The sequence below is a fragment of the Vibrio sp. 10N.222.49.A3 genome, from assembly GCF_041475145.1.
Lineage (GTDB): Bacteria > Pseudomonadota > Gammaproteobacteria > Enterobacterales > Vibrionaceae > Vibrio > Vibrio tasmaniensis_A.
This window is the reverse complement of sequence record NZ_JBFRVM010000019.1, coordinates 156,533-179,730: the sequence shown is the minus strand read 5'-3', so window position 1 is coordinate 179,730 and position 23,198 is coordinate 156,533. Positions and strand designations below refer to the sequence as shown.

Here is a 23,198-nt window from a genome sequence, read left to right as displayed (position 1 = left end):
ATACTTATGTTGGTAAACGCCAGTCGATAGATTGTTGATCCATAGAAGAAAGTAGCTTGTTGGTTGTTGAGAAGTGCTGACAACCGAAGAAACCACGGCGTGCTGATAATGGTGATGGATGAGGTGCAACCAACACATGGTGCTTGTCTGCATCAATCGCTTGGCCTTTCTTCTGGGCGTGTGCGCCCCACAACAAGAAGATGATCGGTTCAGAGCGCTGATTGAGCTCTGCAATAATGGCATCGGTAAAGGTTTCCCAACCACACTTAGCATGTGAGTGGGCTTTTGCCTCTTCTACTGTCAGTACCGTATTCAACATTAACACCCCTTGAGATGCCCAAGAATCGAGGTAGCCATGACTCGGGATCTCAAAGCCCTCTATATCTTGTGCAAGCTCTTTGTACATATTACGTAGAGAAGGAGGGATTTTTACACCTGGCAGTACAGAAAAAGCTAAGCCATGAGCTTGGTTAGCGCCGTGATAAGGATCTTGCCCTAGGATAACCACGCGTACGGACTCGAAAGGCGTCATATCAAAGGCACTGAACACCTGCTCTTGAGGAGGGTAGACGGTTTTCCCACTATTGCGTTGCTGTTCAACAAACGCGAGGACACTCTGAAAGTACTCTTTGTCACGTTCATCATTAATAATGGATTCCCAAGTCTTTGGTGCGCTCATCGTTTTACTTCCCAATCATCAAAGTTTCTAGGGGCTTTCGCCAGACAAAAAATAGCTGTATCGGCTAACTATCCTAAATAAGGCTTTAGGGCGTGTTGACCTTTCGTGGTTAAATTTTGTTCGAGATAAAAGCGTTTTAATCGCGGCGAGGGAGAAGTAGCATAGTCATTCTAAGCAAATCTCCCTCAACAAAGAGTAAAACGCTTTTAGCCGAACCCTTCGGGCAGCGTTTGCTGGTCATTTCTACTGCGTTAGCGGCTTCTCATGTAGGCTAGCTACACGTCAAAGCCTCTGCCTTGTATAAATACCCAGCAACTCGCTGCAAAAATCAGCTCGAAAGATCAACACGCCCTATTTATACCTCATACAGCTATCAATAAACATGATGTGTAGGGTTCACTTGTTGATGAATCATAATAATCAGTTCAAGTTGTGTTTATCTCGATTAACCACTTTTCTGCTGTGTACGGTGGTGACCGTGGTTATGCACATGACGGTTTGGGGTTGGTAAACGGCGAGCAGCAGAAACAGTTGAAGTTTGGGCTTGTGAATACATAAAGGCACCTCCTCTAAGACATCGTGAACTACATATTCACTTTAATACTATGAAAGAAAGGTGCCAATTATTAGAAATAGACGGAAATAAATTTCCCCCTCTATTATTACGCTTCTTCGCTCACTGCCGTTGCTGAGCGATGGAACATTCTAAGTTGTTGAATTTCCTCTTTCCAGATCGTCGAATCAATGGTTTCCAAGATAAGAGGAATACCATTAAAGCGAGAATCCGAGGCAATATACTCAAAACAATCCCAGCCAATCTCGCCTTTTCCTAAAGAATGATGTCGATCGACTCGACTCGCGAACTCAGCTTTTGAATCATTGATGTGCATTGCTCTTAGATAGTGCATGCCGACAATGCGGTCGAACTCAGCAAAAGTATGCTCACATGCTTCTTTTGTTCGTAGGTCATAACCGGCTGTAAAAGTATGGCAAGTATCTAAACACACGCCGACGCGTGACTTATCTTCTACTTGGTCGATGATCTCTGCTAGGTGCTCAAATCTCCAACCCAGATTAGTCCCCTGCCCTGAGGTATTCTCAATCACGGCAATTACATCAGGCACCGCTTGGTGAGCCAAGTTGATAGACTCAGCGATCTTGGCCAAACATTCGCTTTCTGAGATTTTCTTCAAATGACTCCCAGGATGAAAATTCAAAAGCGTGAGTCCTAGTTGGTTACAACGCTCCATTTCATCAATAAAAGCCGCACGTGATTTCTCTAGCTTCTCTTCTTCTGGTGCTCCTAGGTTAATAAGGTAGGAGTCATGAGGAAGAATATTCTCAGCACTAAAGCCCAACATCTTACAGTTGGCTTTAAACGCACTAATGGTTTTCGCTTCTAGCGGCTTTGCTGCCCACTGTCTTTGGTTTTTGGTGAACAGTGCAAAAGCATTGGCGCCAATCTCTCTTGCGCGCATTGGCGCCTGATCAACACCGCCCGCAGCAGACACATGCGCACCAATAAACTTAATATTAGTTTCAGGTTTTGAAGATGAATTATTGTTTGTCATTAAATCACTTTACACTTTCAGGATGCTTAATAATTAAAGGGTCGTATCACTTACAGGTCAATAAAAACACAACAAATGTAGTAAATTTACAACAAATGCCACTGTTAAATATTTTTTATACTTTAAAATATTTTGTAATTACTTTGTTTTCAAAGGTTTTATTGATTTAACTCAAAGTAATCACCTTGAAAAAAATGAGGTTTTTGGTTGTTTTTTGACTTAAATCAATATTAAACTACCACAAACTAGGTATATATTACTCAGCTCAATAAAATTCGAAAGTTAACACCATAATCAAACCACATAAAGTGGACTAGGAGATAGTTATGATCCAAGGTATTCAAATTACTAAAGCAGCAAACGATGACCTACTAAACTCAATCTGGCTACTAGATAGCGAGAAGAATGAAGCTCGTTGTGTTGTTGCTACTTCAGGTTTCGAAGCTGACCAAGTTATCTCAGCTGCAGACCTAGGCGAGTACGAAAGCCGTGAAGTTGCTATCGAAGCAGCACCACGCATCGAAGGTGGTCAACACCTAAACGTTAACGTTCTTAAGCGTGAAACGCTAGAAGATGCTGTTGCTCACCCAGAGAACTACCCACAGCTAACTATCCGTGTATCGGGTTACGCTGTACGTTTCAACTCTCTAACTACTGAACAGCAACGTGACGTTATCGCACGTACGTTCACTGAGTCTCTATAATTTTTAGAGCTTGAATTAGAATACAAAAACGGCGCTCATTGAGCGCCGTTTTTATTTGTTCAACAATACCGATATAGGTTACGGTTGAACTCGACGAAGCACTGCTTTTAGCGCTTCAAAATCGTTATCTAGATCTTCAGACAACAACTCCATCACCGCGTGTTTTGCTAGCGGACCAGGAAGTTCAATGTCAGTACCTAAGATGTCATCAACCACTTCTTTGAATTTCGCAGGGTGTGCCGTACATAAGAAAAGGCCTGTCTCGCTCTCTTGCAGTTGCTCTTCCAATAGACGGTAAGCAATCGCACCATGAGGTTCACACAGGTAACCTTGAGCTTTTAGATCACGTACTGATTCAGCACTCTGCTCATCAGATACTTTACCTTTACCCAAAGTATCCAGTCCCCAACCTTTCAGTTGGCAAAGCTCTTCGATACGTGGCCAGTTGTTTGGTTGGCTCACGTCCATCGCGTTCGATGTTGTCGCAACCGTTGGTTTTGGATCCCATTGACCTGTTTCTAGGTAACGGGGAACCGTGTCGTTTTCGTTGGTTGCTGCAATGAAGCGTTTAACCGGTAAGCCTAGCGCTTTCGCTAATAGACCCGCAGTTAGGTTACCAAAGTTACCACTTGGTACAGAGATAACCAGATTTTCACGTTGCTCTTTGGTTAGCTGAGAAGCCGCCTCAAAGTAATAACAGATCTGAGCCATCAAACGGCTGATGTTGATTGAGTTTGCTGAGTTTAAGCCAATTTCTTTACGCAATTCAGCGTCGTCAAACGCGTCTTTTACTAATGCCTGACACGCATCAAAATCGCCATCAATCGCGACAGTATGGATGTTCTTACCTAACGTACAGAATAGCTTTTCTTGCAGTGGGCTGATCTTGCCTTTCGGGTACAGGATAACAACATTGATGTTTTCCATACCGTAGAATGCGTGTGCAACCGCAGCGCCAGTATCACCCGATGTAGCCGTTAAGATTGTGATTTGACCGCCATCAGAAACCGCAGCCAAAGATTGAGCCATAAAACGGCCACCGAAATCTTTAAATGCTAACGTTGGACCGTGAAACAGTTCAAGTGCGTAAACACCGTCTTTCACTTGGTTGATCGGTGCTGGGAATTGGAATGCCGCATCCACTAGTTGATCAATCTGTTCTTTTGGTAACTCATCACCAATTAGAGCAGAAAGAATCTTTGAACTACGAGGGACAAAGTCCTCTGCAAGTAGTGCATCGATGTCATCGAACTTAGGCAGCTCTGATGGGAAAAATAGACCTTGATTACGACCTAGACCTTGACGAACGGCTTGGCCAAAAGAGACTTGCTCATCGTTTTCTTTGATGTTGTACAGCTTCATAACTCACTTCCTGTAACGATCGAACCTTGTTTATCTAAGCGACAAACGTGGACGAATCCTTCTTCATTTTGTACGTAGTTTTGTTCTAACCAGCGTGCAACACGCTCGGCGACATCTTGTTCTTTGCAAATGCTAAATAGCGTAGGGCCACTACCAGAAATTCCAGTAGCTAATGCTCCTGCTGACGTTGCATATTTACGTGCATCAGCAAACCCTGGAAGCAGTTTCTCACGATATGGTTCAGCAATCACGTCTTTGATCATCTTAGCGGCTAGCTCCGGCTGACCAGAGTGACAAGCATGAATAAAGCCCGCTAAATGACGACCATGGGCAATCACATCTTGACGGCGATACTGAGAAGGCAAGATCTCTCGCGCTTCAGCCGTTGAAACCTTGATGCCCGGGTACGCCATTACCCAATACCAGTCATCAAAACATGGAACCTCTTGGCTAATAATGCCAAGCTCTTCCAACATTAATTGCACACCACCAAGGTAACATGGCGCTACGTTATCGTAATGTATGCCACCTGAAATCTTACCTTCCATTTCACCCATAAGAGCAAGCAGTTCAGTTTCATTCAACGGTTGACCATGAAAACGGTTCAAAGCATCTAGTGCTGCGACAATTGAACATGCACTCGACCCTAAACCAGAACCGATAGGCATGTTCTTCTCTAGTGTCATCTCTAAAGACTTAACTGAGATACCTTTCTTATCTAACTCGCGAGAGAACACAACCCAGCAGTCATAGACAATATTTTCTTTGGTTTCAGTTGGCAGCTTAGAAACAAAGCTGCCTGCTGTTTTTAGCGAGAATGGTTCATCACCGGCTTTAACCATTACTCGGTCACCAAGCAATGTGCCATCCACTGGAGACACAGCGGCCCCCAGCACATCAAACCCTACACTGACATTGCCGATTGATGCAGGAGCATAAACAACAACATCCATATCACTTGAACTCATTCCTAAACTCCTAATTTCCAACCAAGAGTACGCATCACATCAGAGAATACGCCTGCTGCTGTAACTTCAGTACCTGCACCGTAGCCACGCAGAACGAGTGGGATTGGCTGGTAGTAACGGCTGTAGAATGCCAGAGCGTTCTCGCCATCTTTAATCTTAAACATTGGGTCATCGCCATCAACAGCTGCGATACGAACCTTACATTTACCTTCAGCGATCTCACCCACATAACGAAGTACTTTGCCTTCTTCTGCTGCGATAGCTGACTGCTCTTTGAAGTATGCATCCGCTTCTGGCAAGCGAGCCATGAACTCGTCAACTGTACCTGAGTCATCAAAACCCGGTGGCAATGCTTGGTCAACTTCAACATCTTCAAGCTCAAGTGCCATACCCGCTTCACGAGCAAGAATAAGCAGCTTACGCGCAACGTCCATACCAGACAGATCATCACGAGGATCCGGCTCAGTGAAGCCGTTATCTTTAGCAATGTTGGTTGCTTGGCTGAGTGTCATACCCTCATCCAGCTTACCGAAGATGTAAGACAGTGAACCAGAAAGAATACCGTTGAACTTCTCAAGCTCATCACCTGCAGAGATTAGGTTCTGTAAGTTTTCGATTACGGGTAGACCTGCGCCTACTGTTGTCTCGTACATCAACTTACGACGAGAGTTACGCGCCACTTCACGAAGCTGATGGTAGTAAGCCATGCTTGCTGTGTTGGCTTTTTTGTTTGGTGTTACAACGTGGAAACCAGCCGCTAGGAAATCTGCGTATTGTCCTGCAATACCTTCGCTAGACGTACAATCAACCAACACAGGGTTGATGATGTGATTACGTTGAACAAGTGCCGCTAAACGCGCTAGGCTAAACTCTTCTGTCGCACTCGACATACGATCACGCCACTGTTCTAGCGGTAGACCATCGCTGTCTAGCAGCAAGCCTTTGCTGTTTGCTAAACCACATACGCGAATCACGATGCCTTTTTCAGCCAGTTTGCCTTGTTGACGTTGGATCTGGTCAACAAGCTCACCACCAACACCGCCAACACCGACAACGAAGACGTCAAGGAAGTGCTTAGAGTTAAATAGGTTTTCATGACACGCTTTGATTGCTTCTGAGATTTTATCTTCCGGGATAACCGCAGAGATAGCGCGCTCTGAAGAGCCTTGAGCAATAGCAACGATGTTAACGTTCACTTCAGCTAAAGAAGAGAAGAACTGAGAAGCAACGCCACGTGATGTACGCATACCGTCACCCACCAGCGTCACAATCGCAACATCATCCATGAACTCAACTGGCTCTAATAGGCCATCTTTAAGTTCGAGTTCAAACGCATCTGATAACACTTGCTTCGCTTTCACTTTGTCAGCCGATTCAATACAGAAGCTGATGCTGTACTCAGAAGAAGATTGAGTAATAAGGACAATAGAAACGCCTGCAGAAGACATCGCGCCGAATACACGACTTGCCATGCCTACCATGCCCTTCATTCCTGGACCTGATACGTTAACCATCGTTAGGTCACTTAGCGTAGTGATACCTTTGATCGCTAGGTTATCTTCGCCAGTGTCTTGGCCAATCAAAGTGCCTGCGCCCTGTGGGTTGAAGCTGTTTTTGATCAGACATGGAATATGGAATTGTGCGATAGGTGCGATTGTTTTCGGGTGTAGAACTGAAGCGCCGAAGTAAGAAAGCTCCATCGCTTCTTGGTAGCTGAGTGATTTAAGAAGACGGGCATCATCCACTAAGCGTGGGTCACAGTTGTAAACGCCATCGACGTCAGTCCAAATCTCACAGCAATCAGCACGTAGACATGCCGCTAGAACTGCAGCTGAGTAGTCAGAGCCGTTACGGCCAAGCGTTACTAGCTCGCCTTTTTCATTACCAGCAGTAAAGCCCGGCATGATATTTACGTGACCTTTAGGAAGCGGTGATTGGCGGAAGTTCTGAGTTGAAACATCCACATCCACCATAGCTTCAAGATGATCACCTTGAGCATAGAGGTATTCCACAGGGTCAATCAGGCTTGCTGGTTGGCCTTTCGCTTCCAGTACCGCTTTCATTAACTGGATTGAAACTCGCTCACCTTTACTAATGATACGAGCATTTACGTGATTCGGGCACATGCCCAGTAGGTTAATACCATTCACGAACTGCTTAAGTTGAGCAAGAGAGGTATCGACTTGCTCTTGAAACGCAGAGCCATCTACTGACGGCAATACCGCTTGAATCTCTGCAAACAGTGCAGAAAATGATGATTCGATCTCTGAAATCTGTGTGTCAGCTTCACCGTTTTTCAGTGCAGCTTCAATAACAGCGACCAACTTATTGGTTGTTTTTCCTGGAGCCGATAGTACAACGGCTAGCTCTTCTTGCTGGGCATTATTAGCGATGATATCAGCCGCTCGTAAAAAACGATCTGCATCAGCTAATGATGAACCTCCAAACTTTAAAACGCGCATCCCTTTCTCCATAAGTCATAAAAATGGTACAAAAAAAGGCCTGTATCTTGTTGGATACAGGCCTTTTTTTTAAAATCCGTTACTTAGCAGCCTGCCCCAACAATGTGAATGTCGGTAATAATAATGGTGGTGGTCATTACTAGGTGGCTTACATGCTGCATATCAAATTCTCTGCTTGTGCTTTACTCTACGTGTATCAATTTTTACTACTATGCGTCAATGAAAAGTTGCGTTTTTTTTACATTCACACCGTTTTTCAGAGCAAACCTTCATTTAAGAGATAAAACACCCTGCATCAACCTGCCATTCAGAGACTGGATTAACTCATCAAACAAACAGAAGTAATCAGTTGCATATATAGTCATAACAAAATGCTCTATCGATAGTACAGCGAACATACAAGTCCTGTGCTTTAATTGAACAATAACGTTCGAAAAACAATAATAATGACATCAGGAGTGGGAAATGAAGAGATTACTTATTCTTTTAGTCTTTGCTATGCCTGTTGTTTGTTCAGCTAACAGTTTACCGCTACTGAGCAGTTTGCCTTTGCTCCCAAGTCAAATCGATAGCTCTGACCATAAGTTTTTTATCTCCACGCAAAGTACATCGAGTGAAAGCTTTGATACTTGGACAGTAGACAGTGGTTATTCTTATAGCTTGTTTTCTGATGTGGATCTTTATGTCGGTACACGAATCAACACTGCTGCACTGAAATATGAGAGTGGATTCTTGAGTGGTGTTAGTTATCAGTTTTCCGAAAGAGTCTCTTTCAACAGCTCTCTACACACCTATAACAATGAAACAGAAGACAGTGAGAAATCGGTAGCCGCAGAGCTTTCCAGCCGCGTGCAGCTAACCGATAATCTAGATATGCATGCCACCCTTGATTATGAAGAGTGGCAACAAGGTGTTGAGGTAGGATTAGGGTTTCGCTTCTAATCTATCCCACTTCTTTATCGATGAGCCCGTTAAGATTCAATCAACAATTCCGTTGAAATTAACACACCATTCCAATCGGCATAAATGTAATCACCGGGCTGAATCAGTTGATTGTGTATAGAGAGCGTCACATTCACTTGCCCAACACCGTGCTTCTCGGTTTTAAATGGAGAGGCTCCGAGAGCTTGAATACCAAGATCCATCTGCGCCATCATCGCAACATCACGCACCGCACCATTCACAATGACGCCTTCCCAACCATTTTCTATGGCTAGAATCGCCAATTGGTCGCCAAGTAACGCTTTTTGACACGAGCCATTGCCGTCTACAACGAGTACTTTGCCGCAGCCATCGGTCTCTAAAACCTCACGAACCTTGGAATTATCGTGATAACAACGAACTGTTACAATTTTTCCCCAGAACGCACCACGCTGGCCGAAGTTCTGTAATGGCATATTCAGTAGCGTGACTTTGCTTTCAAACTCATCACATAAGTCAGGTGTTATATCGTGCATATATCCTCCGTGAGTAAGGCAAACCTATTAAGTCAGGCGAGCCTCTATGCTTTTATATATTATTAAAATTAATCCTTTGTTTTCATTGTTCTATGCCCAATTTAATACGAAATAAAAGTTGATTGAGCATATTTATCTACTAGACTCTAAGGATAGCTTTCAGCTTCCTTGGTTCATAGTCCGGTCTTTAGCAAGCAAGATGTTCGAAACATCTCGAATAATCATTCTTATTTTGGTGCTAAATAGTCACCATAACATTGGTTAAGTTGTAGCCATACTATTAAAGTTTGTTGCGATACGGCAATTGATGTAAATCAACAAAGTGAATGGAATTAACATTCTCGCGTTGTTAGCATGCTGTTAACATTATAGAATCCTCTTAAATCACTAAAAGAATGATTGAAAGGCGTACTGGATCTACGTTATTGGGCAATACTTCAAGGAAGGCAGATAGCTGGAAGTAAGTGTTTTTTTGAAAACTTTAAGTTATCATCAAAAATACATTACCTGTATGTTATGTTTTGCCTAGAATTTATTCTATTAGCACAGTTTCGTCACAAATTTAGGTACCGCCAAATGCAAACCCCGCAGATTCTTATCGTTGAAGATGAGCAAGTAACTCGTAACACTCTAAAGAGTATTTTTGAAGCAGAGGGATATGCTGTTTTTGAGGCTAGCGACGGTGAAGAGATGCACCAAGTGCTATCTGATAACCAAGTTAACCTTGTAATTATGGACATCAACCTTCCAGGTAAGAATGGCCTACTACTTGCGCGTGAACTACGTGAGCAAGCAAATGTAGCGCTTATGTTCTTAACTGGTCGTGATAATGAAGTTGATAAGATCCTTGGCCTAGAAATCGGCGCTGATGACTACATCACTAAGCCTTTCAACCCTCGTGAGCTGACTATCCGTGCACGTAACCTTCTTAACCGTTCAATGAGCACAAGCTCTGTTCAAGAAGAAAAGCGTAGCGTTGAGAAGTACGAGTTCAATGGTTGGGTACTAGATATCAACAGTCGTTCTCTGGTTAGCCCAGATGGCGAAGGCTACAAGCTACCTCGTTCAGAGTTCCGTGCTCTACTTCACTTCTGTGAGAACCCAGGTAAGATCCAAACACGTGCAGACCTTCTTAAGAAGATGACTGGCCGTGAGCTTAAGCCACACGATCGTACTGTAGACGTAACAATCCGTCGTATTCGTAAGCACTTTGAATCTGTTTCTGGTACACCAGAAATCATCGCGACGATTCACGGTGAAGGCTACCGCTTTTGTGGTGACCTAGAAGACTAATTCGATTCGCGCTTCTGCCCGTTTAGTTCTTGCCGTCGATTAGCACTTCTAACCGATAGCACTCTAACCAGTTAGTACTTATAAACAGTTAGTACTTCTAGCAATCGAAGCGTGAACAATCGTTATTAAAAAGGGAGAATGCCAACGCATTCTCCCTTTTTTATTGTTCATTGTTCGCTAAGGTTTTAGTAAACCGTATCTACCTTCACGTCTTTCTCGACTAACCACTTCACGGTTTCGCCATCTTTGAGTTCAATCGCAACATCAACAGGCTTATCACTGTCGATCTCTAACTGCCATACAAAAGCGACTTCCCACTGCGTTTCACTATGTGTTCTTAAATCTAGATCGTCAGCAGTTACCAACAAGGTATCTGCACCCTGTTTAACCGTCACACTCTCAACCGCAAGTGTTGCTGGTAATTGTGAGTCAGACTCTAGGTAGATAGCACCATGCAAAGTCTTATCTTGAGCCTCCCCAATCGTAGGCATTTTGTTGTGCCACAGGTTGCTTTTCATTGTGACTGTCGCTGCAGATACTTCGACTTGATTATCTTGCTGCCATTCTACTTGTGGCGCAGAACAACCCGCTAATGCTACTACACATGCGGCAAATGCTAATTTTTTCATCATTCTTCTACCTTTGATTTAACCAACTCTTTAAGACTTCAATATCATTTTGGTATTCGTTATTTATTTCATCAACCCAATCTGAAATGTTCTCCCACCACGCAGGCATATCTGGAGATTGAGCTTTCTGAGCAACTTGCTGTATGCGTTTCAGGCCAATGGAACCTGCTGCACCTTTAATCTTGTGTGCCTCAGAAACGATACTGTCTTGATCTTTCGCAACCATATTGGAGTTCAATATTTCCATATATTCCGGCATCATATCTTCAAACATCACGATACTATCCAAAACAGGTTTCGACCCGACAATGTCAACATAAGACTCTAGCATATCAATATCAAGCAAAGTGGTATCAATCGTTGAAAGAGCCGGCTTACTCGCAGTTACTTTCTCAACACCTGCTACTTTTTCAACATCCTTTACTGTATCAATGCCCTCGGCTTTCTCAATAACCTCAGGGGCATCCTCAATCAACTCGCTGATGACATCCTGGATTGCACGAACCGACAGTGGTTTACTGATCGCTTCATCCATGCCTTTCTGGAAATACTCTTGCTTATTGTTTAATACATTCGCGGTTAATGCCACCAAAGGCGGCAATTGGCTATATTTCTCGCGGTAGTATTGGGCAATGTCGAAACCAGTCATATCTGGTAACTGGATATCCAGTAATACCAAGTCATAATCTTTCGGGTTGAAAACGATTTGTGCCTCTTTACCCGTCATTACGACTGTCACTTCATGCCCTAGGCTTTCAAGTAAAGAACGAGCTACTGTGATATTGAGCTCAATGTCTTCGACCATGAAAATCTTAAGGTTGGACTGCTTTCTTGGCGTTTTGATCAAAGCCTGAGTATCGTGATTAACTGGAACTCGAATCGAAATCGTAAAGGTACTACCAAACCCCTCTTCACTGGTGACTTCAATGTGACCATCCATCATATTGATCAGCTGTTGAGATACAGCAAGACCAATTCCGGTACCGACAGCGTGTAAATTGTCTGTTCCCGACTTTACCTGATAGTACATCGCGAAGATCTTCTCGATTTCGCTTTCAGGGATACCAATCCCGGTATCTTCTACTTCCATCGTGATGTTGGCAAAGTCGCCATCAATTTCAGCGCTGACCGTCATCACGACACCACCATCTTTGGTGAACTTCATCGCGTTGCTTACAAGGTTCCACAATACCTGTCTAAGACGAGTACCATCCACCTCAACTGCAGATGGGAGATCGGACAATCTTTCTAGATCAAACCTCAACCCTTTCTGCTCTGCCATTAACGCAGAAATGCTTTCGATCTCAACAACGAAATCTTCAAAATTGATAGGGGTTGGGAATAGCTCAAGCTTACGGCGGTCGAACTTATCCATGTCGATAATATCGTTAAAGATATTACCCAGTGTCACCGCACTCACCTTGATGGTTTGCATCTGCTTACGCTGCTCGGTCGTCAGCTGGCTATCCAATAACATGCGGCTCAAGCCGATGATGCCATTGAGCGGTGTTCTTAGCTCGTGGCTAATGGTTGAGATAAAGGTGGTCTTATCGCGACTGGCTTTCTCTAGTGATTCTTGGTGCTCTTTACGCTCGGTAATATCACGACCAAAACCAACCAAGCCAAGGTGGCGACCATCTTTACTGTAGAAAGGCACCTTACGCAGCTCGAAGTAACTCTTACGTCCATCGGGGTATTCAAGCCATTGGTCATAGGTCAAAGCTTGGTTGTCAGCAAAGACTTTCTTATCGGTTTCAACAACTTGCTGGGCTACCTCTTTGCTGTAGACATCCCAAGGCGTCAAACCAACTAGCTCTTTTTCTGTTTTGCCCGTGAGTTCTTCAACCGCTCGGTTGCAACCTGAAAACACACCATCTTCATTGCGATAATAAATGAGGTCAGGCGAGGCATCGATAAACGAACGCAACAGCGCCGTACGTTCTGCTAATTCAAGCTGAGTTCGCTCACGCTGAAACACTTCGTTCTCAAGATCATGCATTGCTTCTGCACGCGCTTCTTCGGCTTTTTCACGATCTTCAATTTCTTGGTTGAGCTTTTCGATATTGAGTTGCAGTTTATTGTTGAGTTCTTGATCTCGCTCTCGCATGTCACCCAGCTTAGAGACCAATTTAGCCAACCTTTGGCGAGACTCTTCCAGTTGATCGACCACGACTGAGAGAAAATAGACCGCCCAAGGTGTGATCACTAAACCGAAGAAAACCGAACGGACAATGTCGATATCATCAACATTACCTTTGAGTGCGAGGGTGATACCGACTTGTACAACAACAGCAAGGGCAACAAGCGCTAGGGCGAGTAAGATAGAAAAGCGGACAATCCCCAATTTTACGAGCAGATCCACGTAATACTGGGCAAGATTTTTCATGGGTTTCATTTAGCGCTCCACGCGATAAGACTAGCAACATTCTACCTTGTTTGAAGAAAGTAGGTAAGCTAGCTACATCACACGCAGCAAGAGATTAGCGGTAATATCGAAGGTTAATCAACCAATATTAATACTAACCAAGCAATATCAATACTAGCCAAGCCACATAAATATTAGCCAAGTAATATAAATGCTAAACAAGAAAAAGACGGAGTCACTAAGTTACCCATTCTATAAAGTTAGTGAATAGAGTATGGATGCACTATCGAACGATTTCGACCATCAGATTTCGCTTGATACAACGCACTGTCAGCCAAGGCAACAGCAGACTCCATTTCGTCATCAGGTGTTGGTATATAAGAGACAATACCAATACTCACCGTGATGGAGTCTGACACTGTCGACTTCTCATGAGCTAATCCTAGTTTTTGCACTTCATCATGAATTCGACGAGCGACCATAAGCGCACCTTCTGTGGTTGTGTTTGGGAGAATAAAGCCAAACTCTTCACCACCGTATCGAGCCACGCAATCCGAAGAGCGATTCAACACCTGCTTAAAGGCTTGTGAAACCTGAATCAAAGCATCGTCACCTTGTTGGTGTCCATAGAAATCGTTATAGCCTTTAAAGAAGTCGATGTCACACAGCATAATCGTCAACGGCAATTTCTCACGCACATGATGATGCCACAATGTAGACAGCTGCTCATCGAAGCGACGTCGATTGGATACCTGAGTTAAACTATCCATAAAACTGAGGCGCTCAAGCTCTAAATTGGCTTCTTCAAGTTTCTGCTCGGCGAGGTAACGTTCTGTGATATCACGTGCCATGATCAGTACACCATTGGTACTCGATGCAGGGTCTCTAAAAGGCGACTTCACTACATCATACCAAGTAAACTCTCCATCACTTGAAACCAGTTTGTCGATGTAACGCAACGAGTTACCTTGATGAAGCACTTGATGATCACTCTCTGATACGCGCATATAAATGCTATTTGGTACTACGTCTTGTAGACGTTTACCCACTAAATCACTGACTTCAGAAATACCCAACGCTGCCACAAATGGCTTATTACACGCCTGGTAAACCATGTTTTCGTTGAAGATACCAATCGAGTCAGGGCTCGCTTCCAAGATGTTTTGTAAAATGGTGTCACGTTGTGCAAGTGCAACTTCAGTATCTTTACGCTTTTCCATTTCCCCACGCAGTTGTTGCTGCATGTCATGCCAATCCGTCACATCGTGACTTATCGAGAGCGTACCTATGGTTTCCCCACTTTGCGAGAGCAAAACACTTTGATAGGTTTCAAGGAGACACCCCTTACCATCTTGGTCTGTGGTCCATGAGCGCTCACTGACACGACCTTTTAAGGCACCACTAGACACACTTAAAGTGCCCTCTTCAGGGCGACCATGCCAAAACTTTTTAAACGCTCGATTACTCGCGACCAATTCACCCTTTTGATCGATGACATAGACCAACTCAGATAAAGAATCCAAAGCGGTACGAGCAACATTGAGATCACGAACCTCTTGGGAAATCTCTTCGTTGGTACTTTTATAAGGGGAAGCATGTATCATCCAAGCCTTTCTACTTCTAAAGTGGATCTTACGACCCACCAAGTTGATCTTAAAAGATTCAAATTCAGAAAGAACCCAAGACGAGAGATATTCAAACGTTCGAGAGTTGATGTGATCAGTGAGGTAATGACGAAAACTATTCTCAGCTTCCACTGTTGGAAAACGAAAGTGAGTACCTATTTGGCGGATACCAAGCAACTGCATGGCTTGGCGATTGGCGTACAAGATCTCGCCACTTCGGATGTCAACAAAATAAAGAGGTGAAGGTGTAGCAAGAAGAAGCTGTTCAATATATGACTGGTAACGTAAATAAATATGCCAGCAGATGAGACCTATCAGCAATAGAACAACGATATATATACCGTAGCCATACGCCCTATCCCATAACCAAGTCATTACCAGTTCCATCTGCTCTCAATCTATACTTATAAATTCTGTGAGGGAAATGTTACCACTATTTGTTGGTTTTATCTGCTGTTACCTACAGTCACCCATCCCTATCAATTGGTCGCGTTTAAAACAGGTTGCGTGTACTCGAATGCAAAGCCTGTTTTAATGCCTTGTGCGCCGGTTTTATCAAGCGAACGACCAATCTCAGTCATCGCCAACCAACGGTTCTCACACCATAAAGGGGAGAGTAGTGTCGGGCGTCTCGCCGCAGAAGATACACGATGATAAACCACGTCCGCTGGTGTGCGTTGAATGATCTCACTCGCGATATCAATGTACTCCTCAAGGCTTGGTGCTTCTAGCTTTCCTGCCTTCCAGGCTTTAGCCATAGTACTGCCTTCAACAATATGAAGCCCGTGAAGCTTGATACCATCAGTGCCAGCTGCTAATACCTTCTCTAGAGTTTCAAGGTTATCCACTTTGGTTTCTTTGGGCAGGCCGACAATAAGGTGAGTACATACCTTGATTCCTAAAGCACGTGCGCGCTGGGTGATCGTTTCATACACAGTGAAATCGTGTCCGCGGTTAATTCGCTTGAGGGTTTTATCATTGGCTGTTTGCAGGCCGAGCTCTAGCCAAATTTCGTAACCTTGCTTAACGTACTCCGCGAGCAGGTCCAGTACTGCATCAGGCACGCAGTCTGGTCTCGTGCCAACACAAAGGCCAACAATCTCTGCTCCGGGTGCTTTTAGAGCCTCTTCATACATATTCTTGAGTACCTGCACCTCAGCGTAAGTACTGGTGTACGCCTGAAAATAAGCAAGATACTTCTTGGCACGAGCGATTTCACCCGCACGATCTGTTAATTGATCAGCAATACTTTGAACTTGAGTTTGTTCATCGGCAAAAGAAGCTACGTTGCAGAAGGTACAACCGCCACGGCCAATTGTCCCGTCTCGGTTTGGGCAACTAAACCCACCGTGAAGTGTCAGCTTGTGAACCTTCTCGCCATAACGACGTTGGAGATCTTGGCCGATAGTATTAACTAACTCGTGTAATTGCATATTTTCAAAGCACTCAAGTAAATAAGAATGAATATCAGTCTTTTTTGAAAAAAAATTACATCCCTGCAAAATTCGACCAATTAGTTTACGCAAGGATTTTTGCGAGCAACCTATCAAATATCAATAAACATGCAAAAAATAAGCTCTATTTGCCTAATGTTGCACATTTGTTAGGCATTAAATTCAAAACAAAACGAAAAAAATGGTCTACATCGGTTAACTTTCATTGCAATTCGCCTAGACAAAATTGTAGGATACTTACACATATTGGCTATTTCTGAGTGTTTACTTACATCGAAAACTTGCCAATAAGTCGGTGATATCTAACTCCCACCTATATAAACCACTAGTTTGTGGTTAAAAATAAACAGGTATCACTAAGGATTGTTTTTCTCGCAATACTTTTCCTGCGAGATACGGAAAGGATTCAAACCGCCAGCATAGGCAGGTTTAGACCCATAAATATAAAAGGACAAGGCTGACTTTATACAAATAAGTTGCGCCTAGATTTAACTGGAAGGATGTATCTATGGTAGATCAAGAGCAGAACTCACAGGGTCTGTATACTCCTGAATTGGAGCATGACGCTTGTGGTATCGGTTTTGTTGCTCATCTTAAGAATCGCAAATCTCATGATGTAGTAACTCAAGCACTCGATATGCTTGCACGTATGGAACACCGTGGCGGCCAAGGCTGTGATCCGTGTTCTGGTGATGGTGCAGGTATCCTGCTACAGAAGCCACACGAATTCTTACTAGAAGAAGCCGTAAAGCTTGGAATTAAACTGCCATCTTTTGAAAAATATGGTGTTGGTGTTGTACTTTTCCCTAAGGATGAATACAAACGTGCACAGTGTCGTGACATTCTAGAACGCAATGCACAGCGCCTTGAGTTAGAAGTGATCGGTTACCGAGAACTTCCAACTGACAATTCAATGATTGGTGCTGACCCACTAAGCACTGAACCTCAATTTGAACACGTATTTATTTCTGGCGGCCCTGGTATCACACCAGAAGAGCTTGAGCGTAAACTGTATGTTCTACGTAACTACACTGTTCGTGTATGCCTAGAAAGCGTGTCAAACATCGGTGACGACTTCTACATCAACTCTATGTCTTACAAGACATTGGTGTACAAAGGTCAGCTAACAACAGAACAAGTTCCTCAGTACTTCCTAGACCTGCAAAACCCAACTATGGTGACAGCTCTAGCACTTGTACACTCTCGCTTCTCTACCAATACATTCCCTCGTTGGCGTCTGGCTCAGCCTTTCCGTTACATAGCGCATAATGGCGAAATCAATACGGTTCGCGGCAATCTAAACTGGATGAAAGCACGTGAAGCAATCCTAGAGTCGGATCTGTTTACACAAGCTGAAATCGACATGCTGCTTCCTATCTGTCAGGAAGGTAGCTCGGATTCATCAAACTTCGATATGGCGCTTGAGCTACTTGTTCTTTCAGGTCGTACTCTGCCACACGCATTAATGATGATGATCCCTGAAGCATGGCAAGAAAACAAAAACATGGATCCAACTCGTCGTGCGTTCTACCAGTACCACGCGAACGTAATGGAACCATGGGATGGCCCAGCTTCTGTCTGCTTCACTGATGGTGTTCAAGTTGGTGCAACGCTTGACCGTAACGGTCTGCGTCCTTCTCGCTACACAGTAACGAAAGACGACTTCCTAGTGATGGCGTCTGAATCTGGTGTTGTTGAGATCGCTCCCGAAAATGTTGAATACCGTGGTCGTTTACAACCAGGTCGTATCTTCGTTGCTGACCTTGAGCAAGGCCGCATCATTTCTGACGAAGAAGTGAAAGACGGTATTGCTAAAGCACAACCCTACGAAAAATGGGTTGAAGAGAACCTTCTGAGCTTGAAAAAGCTACCTGATGCGAACAACGAATTTAACCAACCTTCTCCAGAAAAGTTGCTTCATAAACAACAATCGTTTGGTGTGAGCTCTGAAGAAGTAAACGAAATCATTCTACCTCTTGCAAAAACAGGCTACGAGCCACTTTCTGCAATGGGCGCTGACTGGCCGCTAGCGATTCTTTCTCATCAATCGCAGCACCTTTCAAACTACTTCAAGCAATTATTTGCACAAGTAACAAACCCGCCAATCGATCCGATTCGTGAGCGTATGGTTATGTCTCTGAACACTTACCTAGGTAAGGATCAGAACCTACTTGCTGAAACGCCTGAACACTGTCAAAAAGTAGAACTTGAGTCTCCAGTTCTGTCTAACTCTGAGTTAGAGAAGCTACGTGCAATCGATAACGAGCACCTTCAAGCGAAGACGCTGGATATCGTATTCCAAGCAAACGGAGACAACGGTAAGTTAGAGCGCGCACTTAAGCGTATCTGCCAATACGCAGAAGACGCTGTGATTGATGGCTACTCTATCATCCTACTGACAGACCGTGCGGTTAACTCTACCCACGCCGCTATTCCAGCAATGCTGGCAGTTGGCGCGGTTCACCACCATCTTATCCGTAAAGGTCTAAGAGCTAAGTGTGACATTGTTGTTGAAACGGGCGATGCTCGCGAGACACACCACTTTGCAACGCTAATCGGCTACGGTGCGAACGCAGTTAACCCATACCTAGTTATTGAAACGATTGTTGAACTGCAACGTACGAAGAAGCTAGATCCAAACGTACACCCACGTGAGTTATTCGATAACTACCGTAAAGGTGTCAACGGCGGTCTACTGAAGATCTTCTCTAAGATGGGGATCTCTACGCTACAGTCTTACCACGGTGCGCAAATCTTTGAAGCACTTGGTGTAAGCAAGTCAGTGGTTGAAAAATACTTCACTGGTACTGTTTCTCGTATCCAAGGTCTAACGATCGATGATATCGCACGAGAAGTGCTAGTTCGTCACCGTGTTGGTTACCCAGCTCGTGAAATCCCAGCTCAGATCCTTGATGTTGGCGGTGTTTACCAGTGGAAACAACGTGGCGAGAAGCACCTATTCAACCCTGAAACGATTTCTCTACTTCAAGAGTCGACGCGTAACAAAGATTACGGTCAATTCAAGAAGTACGCAAAAGCAGTTGATGACCAAGGCGACAACGCAGCAACGCTACGTAGCCAACTGGATTTCATCAAGAATCCTGCAGGCTCTATTCCTCTAGCGGAAGTAGAACCCATCGAGAACATCCTTAAGCGTTTCGCAACCGGCGCAATGAGCTTTGGTTCAATCTCACATGAGGCTCACTCAACACTGGCTGTTGCAATGAACCGCATTGGCGCGAAGTCAAACTCAGGTGAAGGTGGTGAAGATCCAGCTCGTTTCGAACGTAAAGAAAACGGTGACTGGGAGCGTTCAGCAATCAAACAGGTGGCTTCTGGTCGCTTTGGTGTGACGTCTTACTACCTATCTAACGCTGATGAGCTGCAAATCAAGATGGCTCAAGGTGCAAAACCTGGCGAAGGTGGTCAACTACCTGGTGATAAGGTTGATGATTGGATCGGTGCAACACGTCACTCGACTCCCGGCGTAGGTCTTATCTCTCCACCGCCACACCACGATATCTACTCAATCGAAGATTTGGCTCAGCTGATCTACGATCTGAAAAACGCGAACCGTAACGGCCGTGTCAACGTGAAGCTAGTATCAGAAGCAGGCGTAGGTACGATTGCATCGGGTGTAGCAAAAGCGAAAGCTGACGTGGTACTTATCGCAGGTTTTGATGGTGGTACGGGTGCATCTCCTATGTCTTCTATCCGTCACACCGGTCTGCCTTGGGAGCTGGGTCTAGCGGAAACTCACCAAACACTACTGAAAAACGGCCTACGTAACCGTATCGTTGTTCAGTCTGATGGTCAGATGAAAACACCACGAGACCTTGCAGTAGCAACGTTACTTGGCGCTGAAGAATGGGGCGTAGCAACAGCAGCTCTAGTGGTTGAAGGCTGTATCATGATGCGTAAGTGTCACAAGAATACATGTCCTGTTGGTATCGCAACACAAAACAAGACCCTGCGTGAGCGTTTCGACGGCCGCGTAGAAGACGTAGTAACGTTCTTCCAATACATGGCAGAAGGTCTGCGTGAAGTAATGGCTGAACTTGGCTTCCGCTCTATCGATGAGATGGTTGGTCAATCGCACAAACTTAAAGTTCGTGATGACATCGGTCACTGGAAGTACAAGAACCTCGACCTAACACCTGTACTGCACATTGAGCAGGCACGTGAAGACGACGGTATCTACAACCAGAGACAACAAAACCACAACCTAGAAGATGTTCTTGACCGTAAACTGATTCAAGCTGCCATTCCAGCGCTTGAGAAAGGCGAAGCCGTGAATGCGACCTTCCCTATCATCAACACGGACCGCTCTGCGGGTACGATGCTATCGAATGAAATTTCGAAAGTTTACAAAGATCAAGGTTTACCACAACCAATGAACGTTAAGTTCTACGGTAGTGCAGGTCAATCTTTCGGTGCGTTCCTTGCGAAAGGCGTAAAATTCGAAGTAGAAGGCGACGCGAACGATTACTGGGGTAAAGGTCTGTCTGGCGGTACATTGGTACTGTACCCAGATGCGAAATCATCTATCGTTGCGGAAGATAATATCGTGGTCGGTAACGTATGTTTCTACGGTGCCACTTCTGGTGAATCTTTCATTCGCGGTATGGCTGGCGAACGTTTCTGTGTTCGTAACTCAGGTGCGAAGGTTGTAGTTGAAGGTGTTGGTGACCACGGTTGTGAATACATGACAGGTGGCGCGGCAATTATCCTTGGCTCAACGGGGCGTAACTTTGCTGCAGGTATGAGTGGCGGTGTCGCTTATGTTTGGGATAAAGCAGGCGACTTCGAAACCAAGCTCAACGCAGAACTTGTAGACCTAGATCCAATTGAACAAGAAGATAAAGATCTTCTACTAGATATGCTAACGAAGCATGTTGAATTCACAGGAAGTGAAGTTGCTCAGTCTTTCCTAGACAACTTTGAAGTAAGTGTCGCATCACTAGTTAAAGTAATGCCTCGCGACTACAAAGCAGTTCTTGAGAAGCGTAAAGCTGAAGCACAACAGGCACAAACGGAAGAAGTGGAGGCAGTATAATGGGTAAGCCTACTGGATTTTTAGAACACGGTCGTGAGCTTCCAAAAAAGCTCGACCCGTCAGTTCGAATTGAAGACAACAAAGAGTTCGTACTTAACGAAGAGTTTGGTGAAAAGATCAGTACTCAAGCATCTCGTTGTATGGACTGTGGCGTACCTTTCTGTCACAACGGCTGTCCGATTGGTAACATCATCCCAGAATTCAATGACGCGGTTTACCGTGACAGCTGGGAAGAGGCTTGGAACATTCTAAGCTCTACCAACAACTTCCCTGAGTTTACAGGTCGTGTTTGTCCTGCTCCTTGTGAAAGTGCCTGTGTTCTTGGCATCAACCAAGACCCAATCACTATCTGTAATATCGAGAAAACGATTGTAGAAACTGCGTACCGTGAAGGGTACGCAAAGCCTAAGACACCACGCTCTCGTACAGGTAAAACTGTCGCGGTTATCGGTTCAGGTCCTGCAGGCTTAGCCGCAGCTGAGCAACTAAACAGTGCCGGTCACTCTGTGACGGTATTTGAACGTGACGAGAAAGTCGGTGGCCTACTGCGTTTCGGTATCCCAGATTTCAAACTGGGTATGGACGTGATTGATCGTAAGATCAACCTAATGGCTGAAGCTGGTGTTGAGTTTAAAGTGAACCAACACATCGGTGTTGATGTTAATGCTCAACAGTTGCGCCAAGAGTTTGATGTGGTATTGCTAACGGGTGGTTCTACGGTTCCACGTGACTTGCCAATCCCAGGTCGTGAGCTGAAAGGCGTTCACTTTGCCATGGAATTCCTTGGTCAAAACAACCGCCGTGCCAACGACTTAGACCTAAAAACAGAAGAGCTTCACGCTAAAGATAAGCACATTGTGGTTATCGGTGGTGGTGATACGGGTTCTGACTGTGTGGGTACATCAAACCGTCATAAAGCAGCAAGCATTACTCAGGTTGAGATCATGCCGATCCCACCTGAGAAGCGCCCTGCTAATATGCCTTGGCCTCAGTACCCAATGATCATGAAGACCACCACTTCTCACGAAGAAGGTTGTGAACGTCATTGGAACATCCTGACTAAAGAGTTCATCTCTGACGATAACGGTAATGTAACCGGACTTCGCATTGCTGACATCGTTTGGCAAGATGCGAAACCAGGTGAACGTCCAGGTTTTGATGAAGTAGCAAACTCTGAACGTGTTATCCCTTGCGATATGGCATTCCTTGCAATGGGCTTCTTACACCCAGAGCCAACAGGCGTGCTTGCTCAGCTAGACATTAAACTGGACGAGCGTGGTAACGTTGCTTCTGAAGGCTTTGCGACCAACCAGAAAGGCGTTTTCGCTGCTGGTGATATGCGTACTGGTCAATCTCTGGTTGTACGTTGTATTAATGAAGGTCGTGAATGTGCAATTGCCATTGATGACTTCTTAATGGGTAACTCAAACTTAGAAGCGAAAGCAGATTCACTCATGCTTTCCGCATAATATTTCTCGGGCTAGCGTCGATGACGTTAGCCTAGAGGAAAAGCAACACCCTTCCTAACTTTTATATTTGGCTAGCACTCGATGCTAGCCTTTTTTCTATCTGG

The 23,198-nt window shown here is 44.6% G+C and carries 15 protein-coding genes and 1 other annotated feature; of the genes, 5 read left to right on the top strand and 10 right to left on the bottom strand.

Annotation, left to right across the window (positions count from 1 at the left end; all coding sequences use genetic code 11):
- Nucleotides 1–4: 4 nt before the first annotated feature.
- Nucleotides 5–679, bottom strand: coding sequence for a uracil-DNA glycosylase (ung, locus tag AB4589_RS03090; protein ID WP_012603254.1), 675 nt, complete (start codon nt 677–679; stop codon nt 5–7).
- A gap of 662 nt (nt 680–1,341) precedes the next feature.
- Nucleotides 1,342–2,250 (bottom strand): deoxyribonuclease IV, encoded by a 909-nt coding sequence (nfo, locus tag AB4589_RS03085; protein WP_372099296.1) that lies wholly within the window; start codon nt 2,248–2,250, stop codon nt 1,342–1,344.
- A 326-nt stretch (nt 2,251–2,576) separates the two neighbouring features.
- Here nfo and grcA point away from each other — a divergent pair, with 326 nt between their 5' ends.
- Complete coding sequence (gene grcA / locus AB4589_RS03080; protein ID WP_009848415.1) at nt 2,577–2,954, top strand: autonomous glycyl radical cofactor GrcA; 378 nt, start codon at nt 2,577–2,579, stop codon at nt 2,952–2,954.
- A gap of 78 nt (nt 2,955–3,032) precedes the next feature.
- Here the strand turns inward: grcA and thrC are convergent, their stop codons facing one another.
- Genes thrC through thrA form a run of 3 tightly spaced genes read right to left on the bottom strand, consistent with a single transcriptional unit; the run spans nt 3,033 to nt 7,746 of the window.
- Complete coding sequence (gene thrC / locus AB4589_RS03075; protein WP_135382876.1) at nt 3,033–4,316, bottom strand: threonine synthase; 1,284 nt, start codon at nt 4,314–4,316, stop codon at nt 3,033–3,035.
- Nucleotides 4,313–5,269, bottom strand: coding sequence for a homoserine kinase (thrB, locus tag AB4589_RS03070; protein WP_009848413.1), 957 nt, complete (start codon nt 5,267–5,269; stop codon nt 4,313–4,315). Before thrB ends, thrC begins: the two co-directional genes overlap by 4 nt.
- Before the next feature lie 17 nt (nt 5,270–5,286).
- On the bottom strand, nt 5,287–7,746 hold the full coding sequence (gene thrA, locus AB4589_RS03065) for a bifunctional aspartate kinase/homoserine dehydrogenase I (protein WP_012603240.1): 2,460 nt from the start codon (nt 7,744–7,746) through the stop codon (nt 5,287–5,289).
- Nucleotides 7,747–7,775: 29 nt separating this feature from the next.
- Nucleotides 7,776–7,894: a sequence feature (Thr leader region), on the bottom strand.
- A 317-nt stretch (nt 7,895–8,211) separates the two neighbouring features.
- Between thrA and AB4589_RS03060 the strand changes: the two genes are divergently transcribed.
- Nucleotides 8,212–8,688 carry a ribonuclease regulator gene (locus AB4589_RS03060; RefSeq protein WP_122046592.1) on the top strand — a complete coding sequence of 159 codons (477 nt, stop codon included), beginning with the start codon at nt 8,212–8,214 and terminating at the stop codon, nt 8,686–8,688.
- A 29-nt stretch (nt 8,689–8,717) separates the two neighbouring features.
- Here AB4589_RS03060 and AB4589_RS03055 read toward each other — a convergent pair whose 3' ends face one another.
- Complete coding sequence (locus AB4589_RS03055) at nt 8,718–9,203, bottom strand: putative 4-hydroxy-4-methyl-2-oxoglutarate aldolase (protein ID WP_017098326.1); 486 nt, start codon at nt 9,201–9,203, stop codon at nt 8,718–8,720.
- A gap of 576 nt (nt 9,204–9,779) precedes the next feature.
- On the opposite strand from AB4589_RS03055, the gene arcA reads away from it, so the two are divergent.
- On the top strand, nt 9,780–10,496 hold the full coding sequence (gene arcA, locus AB4589_RS03050; protein ID WP_004741534.1) for a two-component system response regulator ArcA: 717 nt from the start codon (nt 9,780–9,782) through the stop codon (nt 10,494–10,496).
- 185 nt (nt 10,497–10,681) lie between these two features.
- On the opposite strand, the gene AB4589_RS03045 is transcribed toward arcA, so the two are convergent.
- The 4 genes from AB4589_RS03045 to AB4589_RS03030 form a co-directional block, all read right to left on the bottom strand.
- Nucleotides 10,682–11,125 (bottom strand): hypothetical protein, encoded by a 444-nt coding sequence (locus AB4589_RS03045; protein ID WP_012603236.1) that lies wholly within the window; start codon nt 11,123–11,125, stop codon nt 10,682–10,684.
- A gap of 7 nt (nt 11,126–11,132) precedes the next feature.
- The gene (gene arcB, locus AB4589_RS03040; protein WP_009848408.1) at nt 11,133–13,520 is read right to left on the bottom strand and encodes an aerobic respiration two-component sensor histidine kinase ArcB; all 2,388 of its coding nucleotides are present in this window, start codon (nt 13,518–13,520) and stop codon (nt 11,133–11,135) included.
- A 230-nt stretch (nt 13,521–13,750) separates the two neighbouring features.
- The gene (locus AB4589_RS03035; protein WP_012603234.1) at nt 13,751–15,502 is read right to left on the bottom strand and encodes a diguanylate cyclase; all 1,752 of its coding nucleotides are present in this window, start codon (nt 15,500–15,502) and stop codon (nt 13,751–13,753) included.
- A 92-nt stretch (nt 15,503–15,594) separates the two neighbouring features.
- Nucleotides 15,595–16,548 carry a TIGR01212 family radical SAM protein gene (locus tag AB4589_RS03030; RefSeq protein ID WP_371709194.1) on the bottom strand — a complete coding sequence of 318 codons (954 nt, stop codon included), beginning with the start codon at nt 16,546–16,548 and terminating at the stop codon, nt 15,595–15,597.
- 529 nt (nt 16,549–17,077) lie between these two features.
- On the opposite strand from AB4589_RS03030, the gene gltB reads away from it, so the two are divergent.
- Entirely contained in the window at nt 17,078–21,625 is a 4,548-nt protein-coding gene (gltB, locus tag AB4589_RS03025) for a glutamate synthase large subunit (RefSeq protein ID WP_135382880.1), read from the top strand.
- Nucleotides 21,625–23,094, top strand: a complete 1,470-nt coding sequence (locus tag AB4589_RS03020) for a glutamate synthase subunit beta (RefSeq protein ID WP_017098322.1) — start codon at nt 21,625–21,627, stop codon at nt 23,092–23,094. Before gltB ends, AB4589_RS03020 begins: the two co-directional genes overlap by 1 nt.
- Nucleotides 23,095–23,198: the final 104 nt, after the last annotated feature.

Bases quoted from the DNA above. Each gene is read 5' to 3' on its own strand.
- thrA (WP_012603240.1), bottom strand. From the start codon at position 7,746: ATGCGCGTTTTAAAGTTTGGAGGTTCATCATTAGCTGATGCAGATCGT.
- AB4589_RS03035 (WP_012603234.1), bottom strand. From the start codon at position 15,502: ATGGAACTGGTAATGACTTGGTTATGGGATAGGGCGTATGGCTACGGT.
- arcA (WP_004741534.1), top strand. From the start codon at position 9,780: ATGCAAACCCCGCAGATTCTTATCGTTGAAGATGAGCAAGTAACTCGT.
- AB4589_RS03055 (WP_017098326.1), bottom strand. From the start codon at position 9,203: ATGCACGATATAACACCTGACTTATGTGATGAGTTTGAAAGCAAAGTC.
- arcB (WP_009848408.1), bottom strand. From the start codon at position 13,520: ATGAAACCCATGAAAAATCTTGCCCAGTATTACGTGGATCTGCTCGTA.
- nfo (WP_372099296.1), bottom strand. From the start codon at position 2,250: ATGACAAACAATAATTCATCTTCAAAACCTGAAACTAATATTAAGTTT.
- thrC (WP_135382876.1), bottom strand. From the start codon at position 4,316: ATGAAGCTGTACAACATCAAAGAAAACGATGAGCAAGTCTCTTTTGGC.
- gltB (WP_135382880.1), top strand. From the start codon at position 17,078: ATGGTAGATCAAGAGCAGAACTCACAGGGTCTGTATACTCCTGAATTG.
- AB4589_RS03020 (WP_017098322.1), top strand. From the start codon at position 21,625: ATGGGTAAGCCTACTGGATTTTTAGAACACGGTCGTGAGCTTCCAAAA.
- AB4589_RS03045 (WP_012603236.1), bottom strand. From the start codon at position 11,125: ATGAAAAAATTAGCATTTGCCGCATGTGTAGTAGCATTAGCGGGTTGT.
- thrB (WP_009848413.1), bottom strand. From the start codon at position 5,269: ATGGATGTTGTTGTTTATGCTCCTGCATCAATCGGCAATGTCAGTGTA.
- AB4589_RS03030 (WP_371709194.1), bottom strand. From the start codon at position 16,548: ATGCAATTACACGAGTTAGTTAATACTATCGGCCAAGATCTCCAACGT.
- ung (WP_012603254.1), bottom strand. From the start codon at position 679: ATGAGCGCACCAAAGACTTGGGAATCCATTATTAATGATGAACGTGAC.
- AB4589_RS03060 (WP_122046592.1), top strand. From the start codon at position 8,212: ATGAAGAGATTACTTATTCTTTTAGTCTTTGCTATGCCTGTTGTTTGT.
- grcA (WP_009848415.1), top strand. From the start codon at position 2,577: ATGATCCAAGGTATTCAAATTACTAAAGCAGCAAACGATGACCTACTA.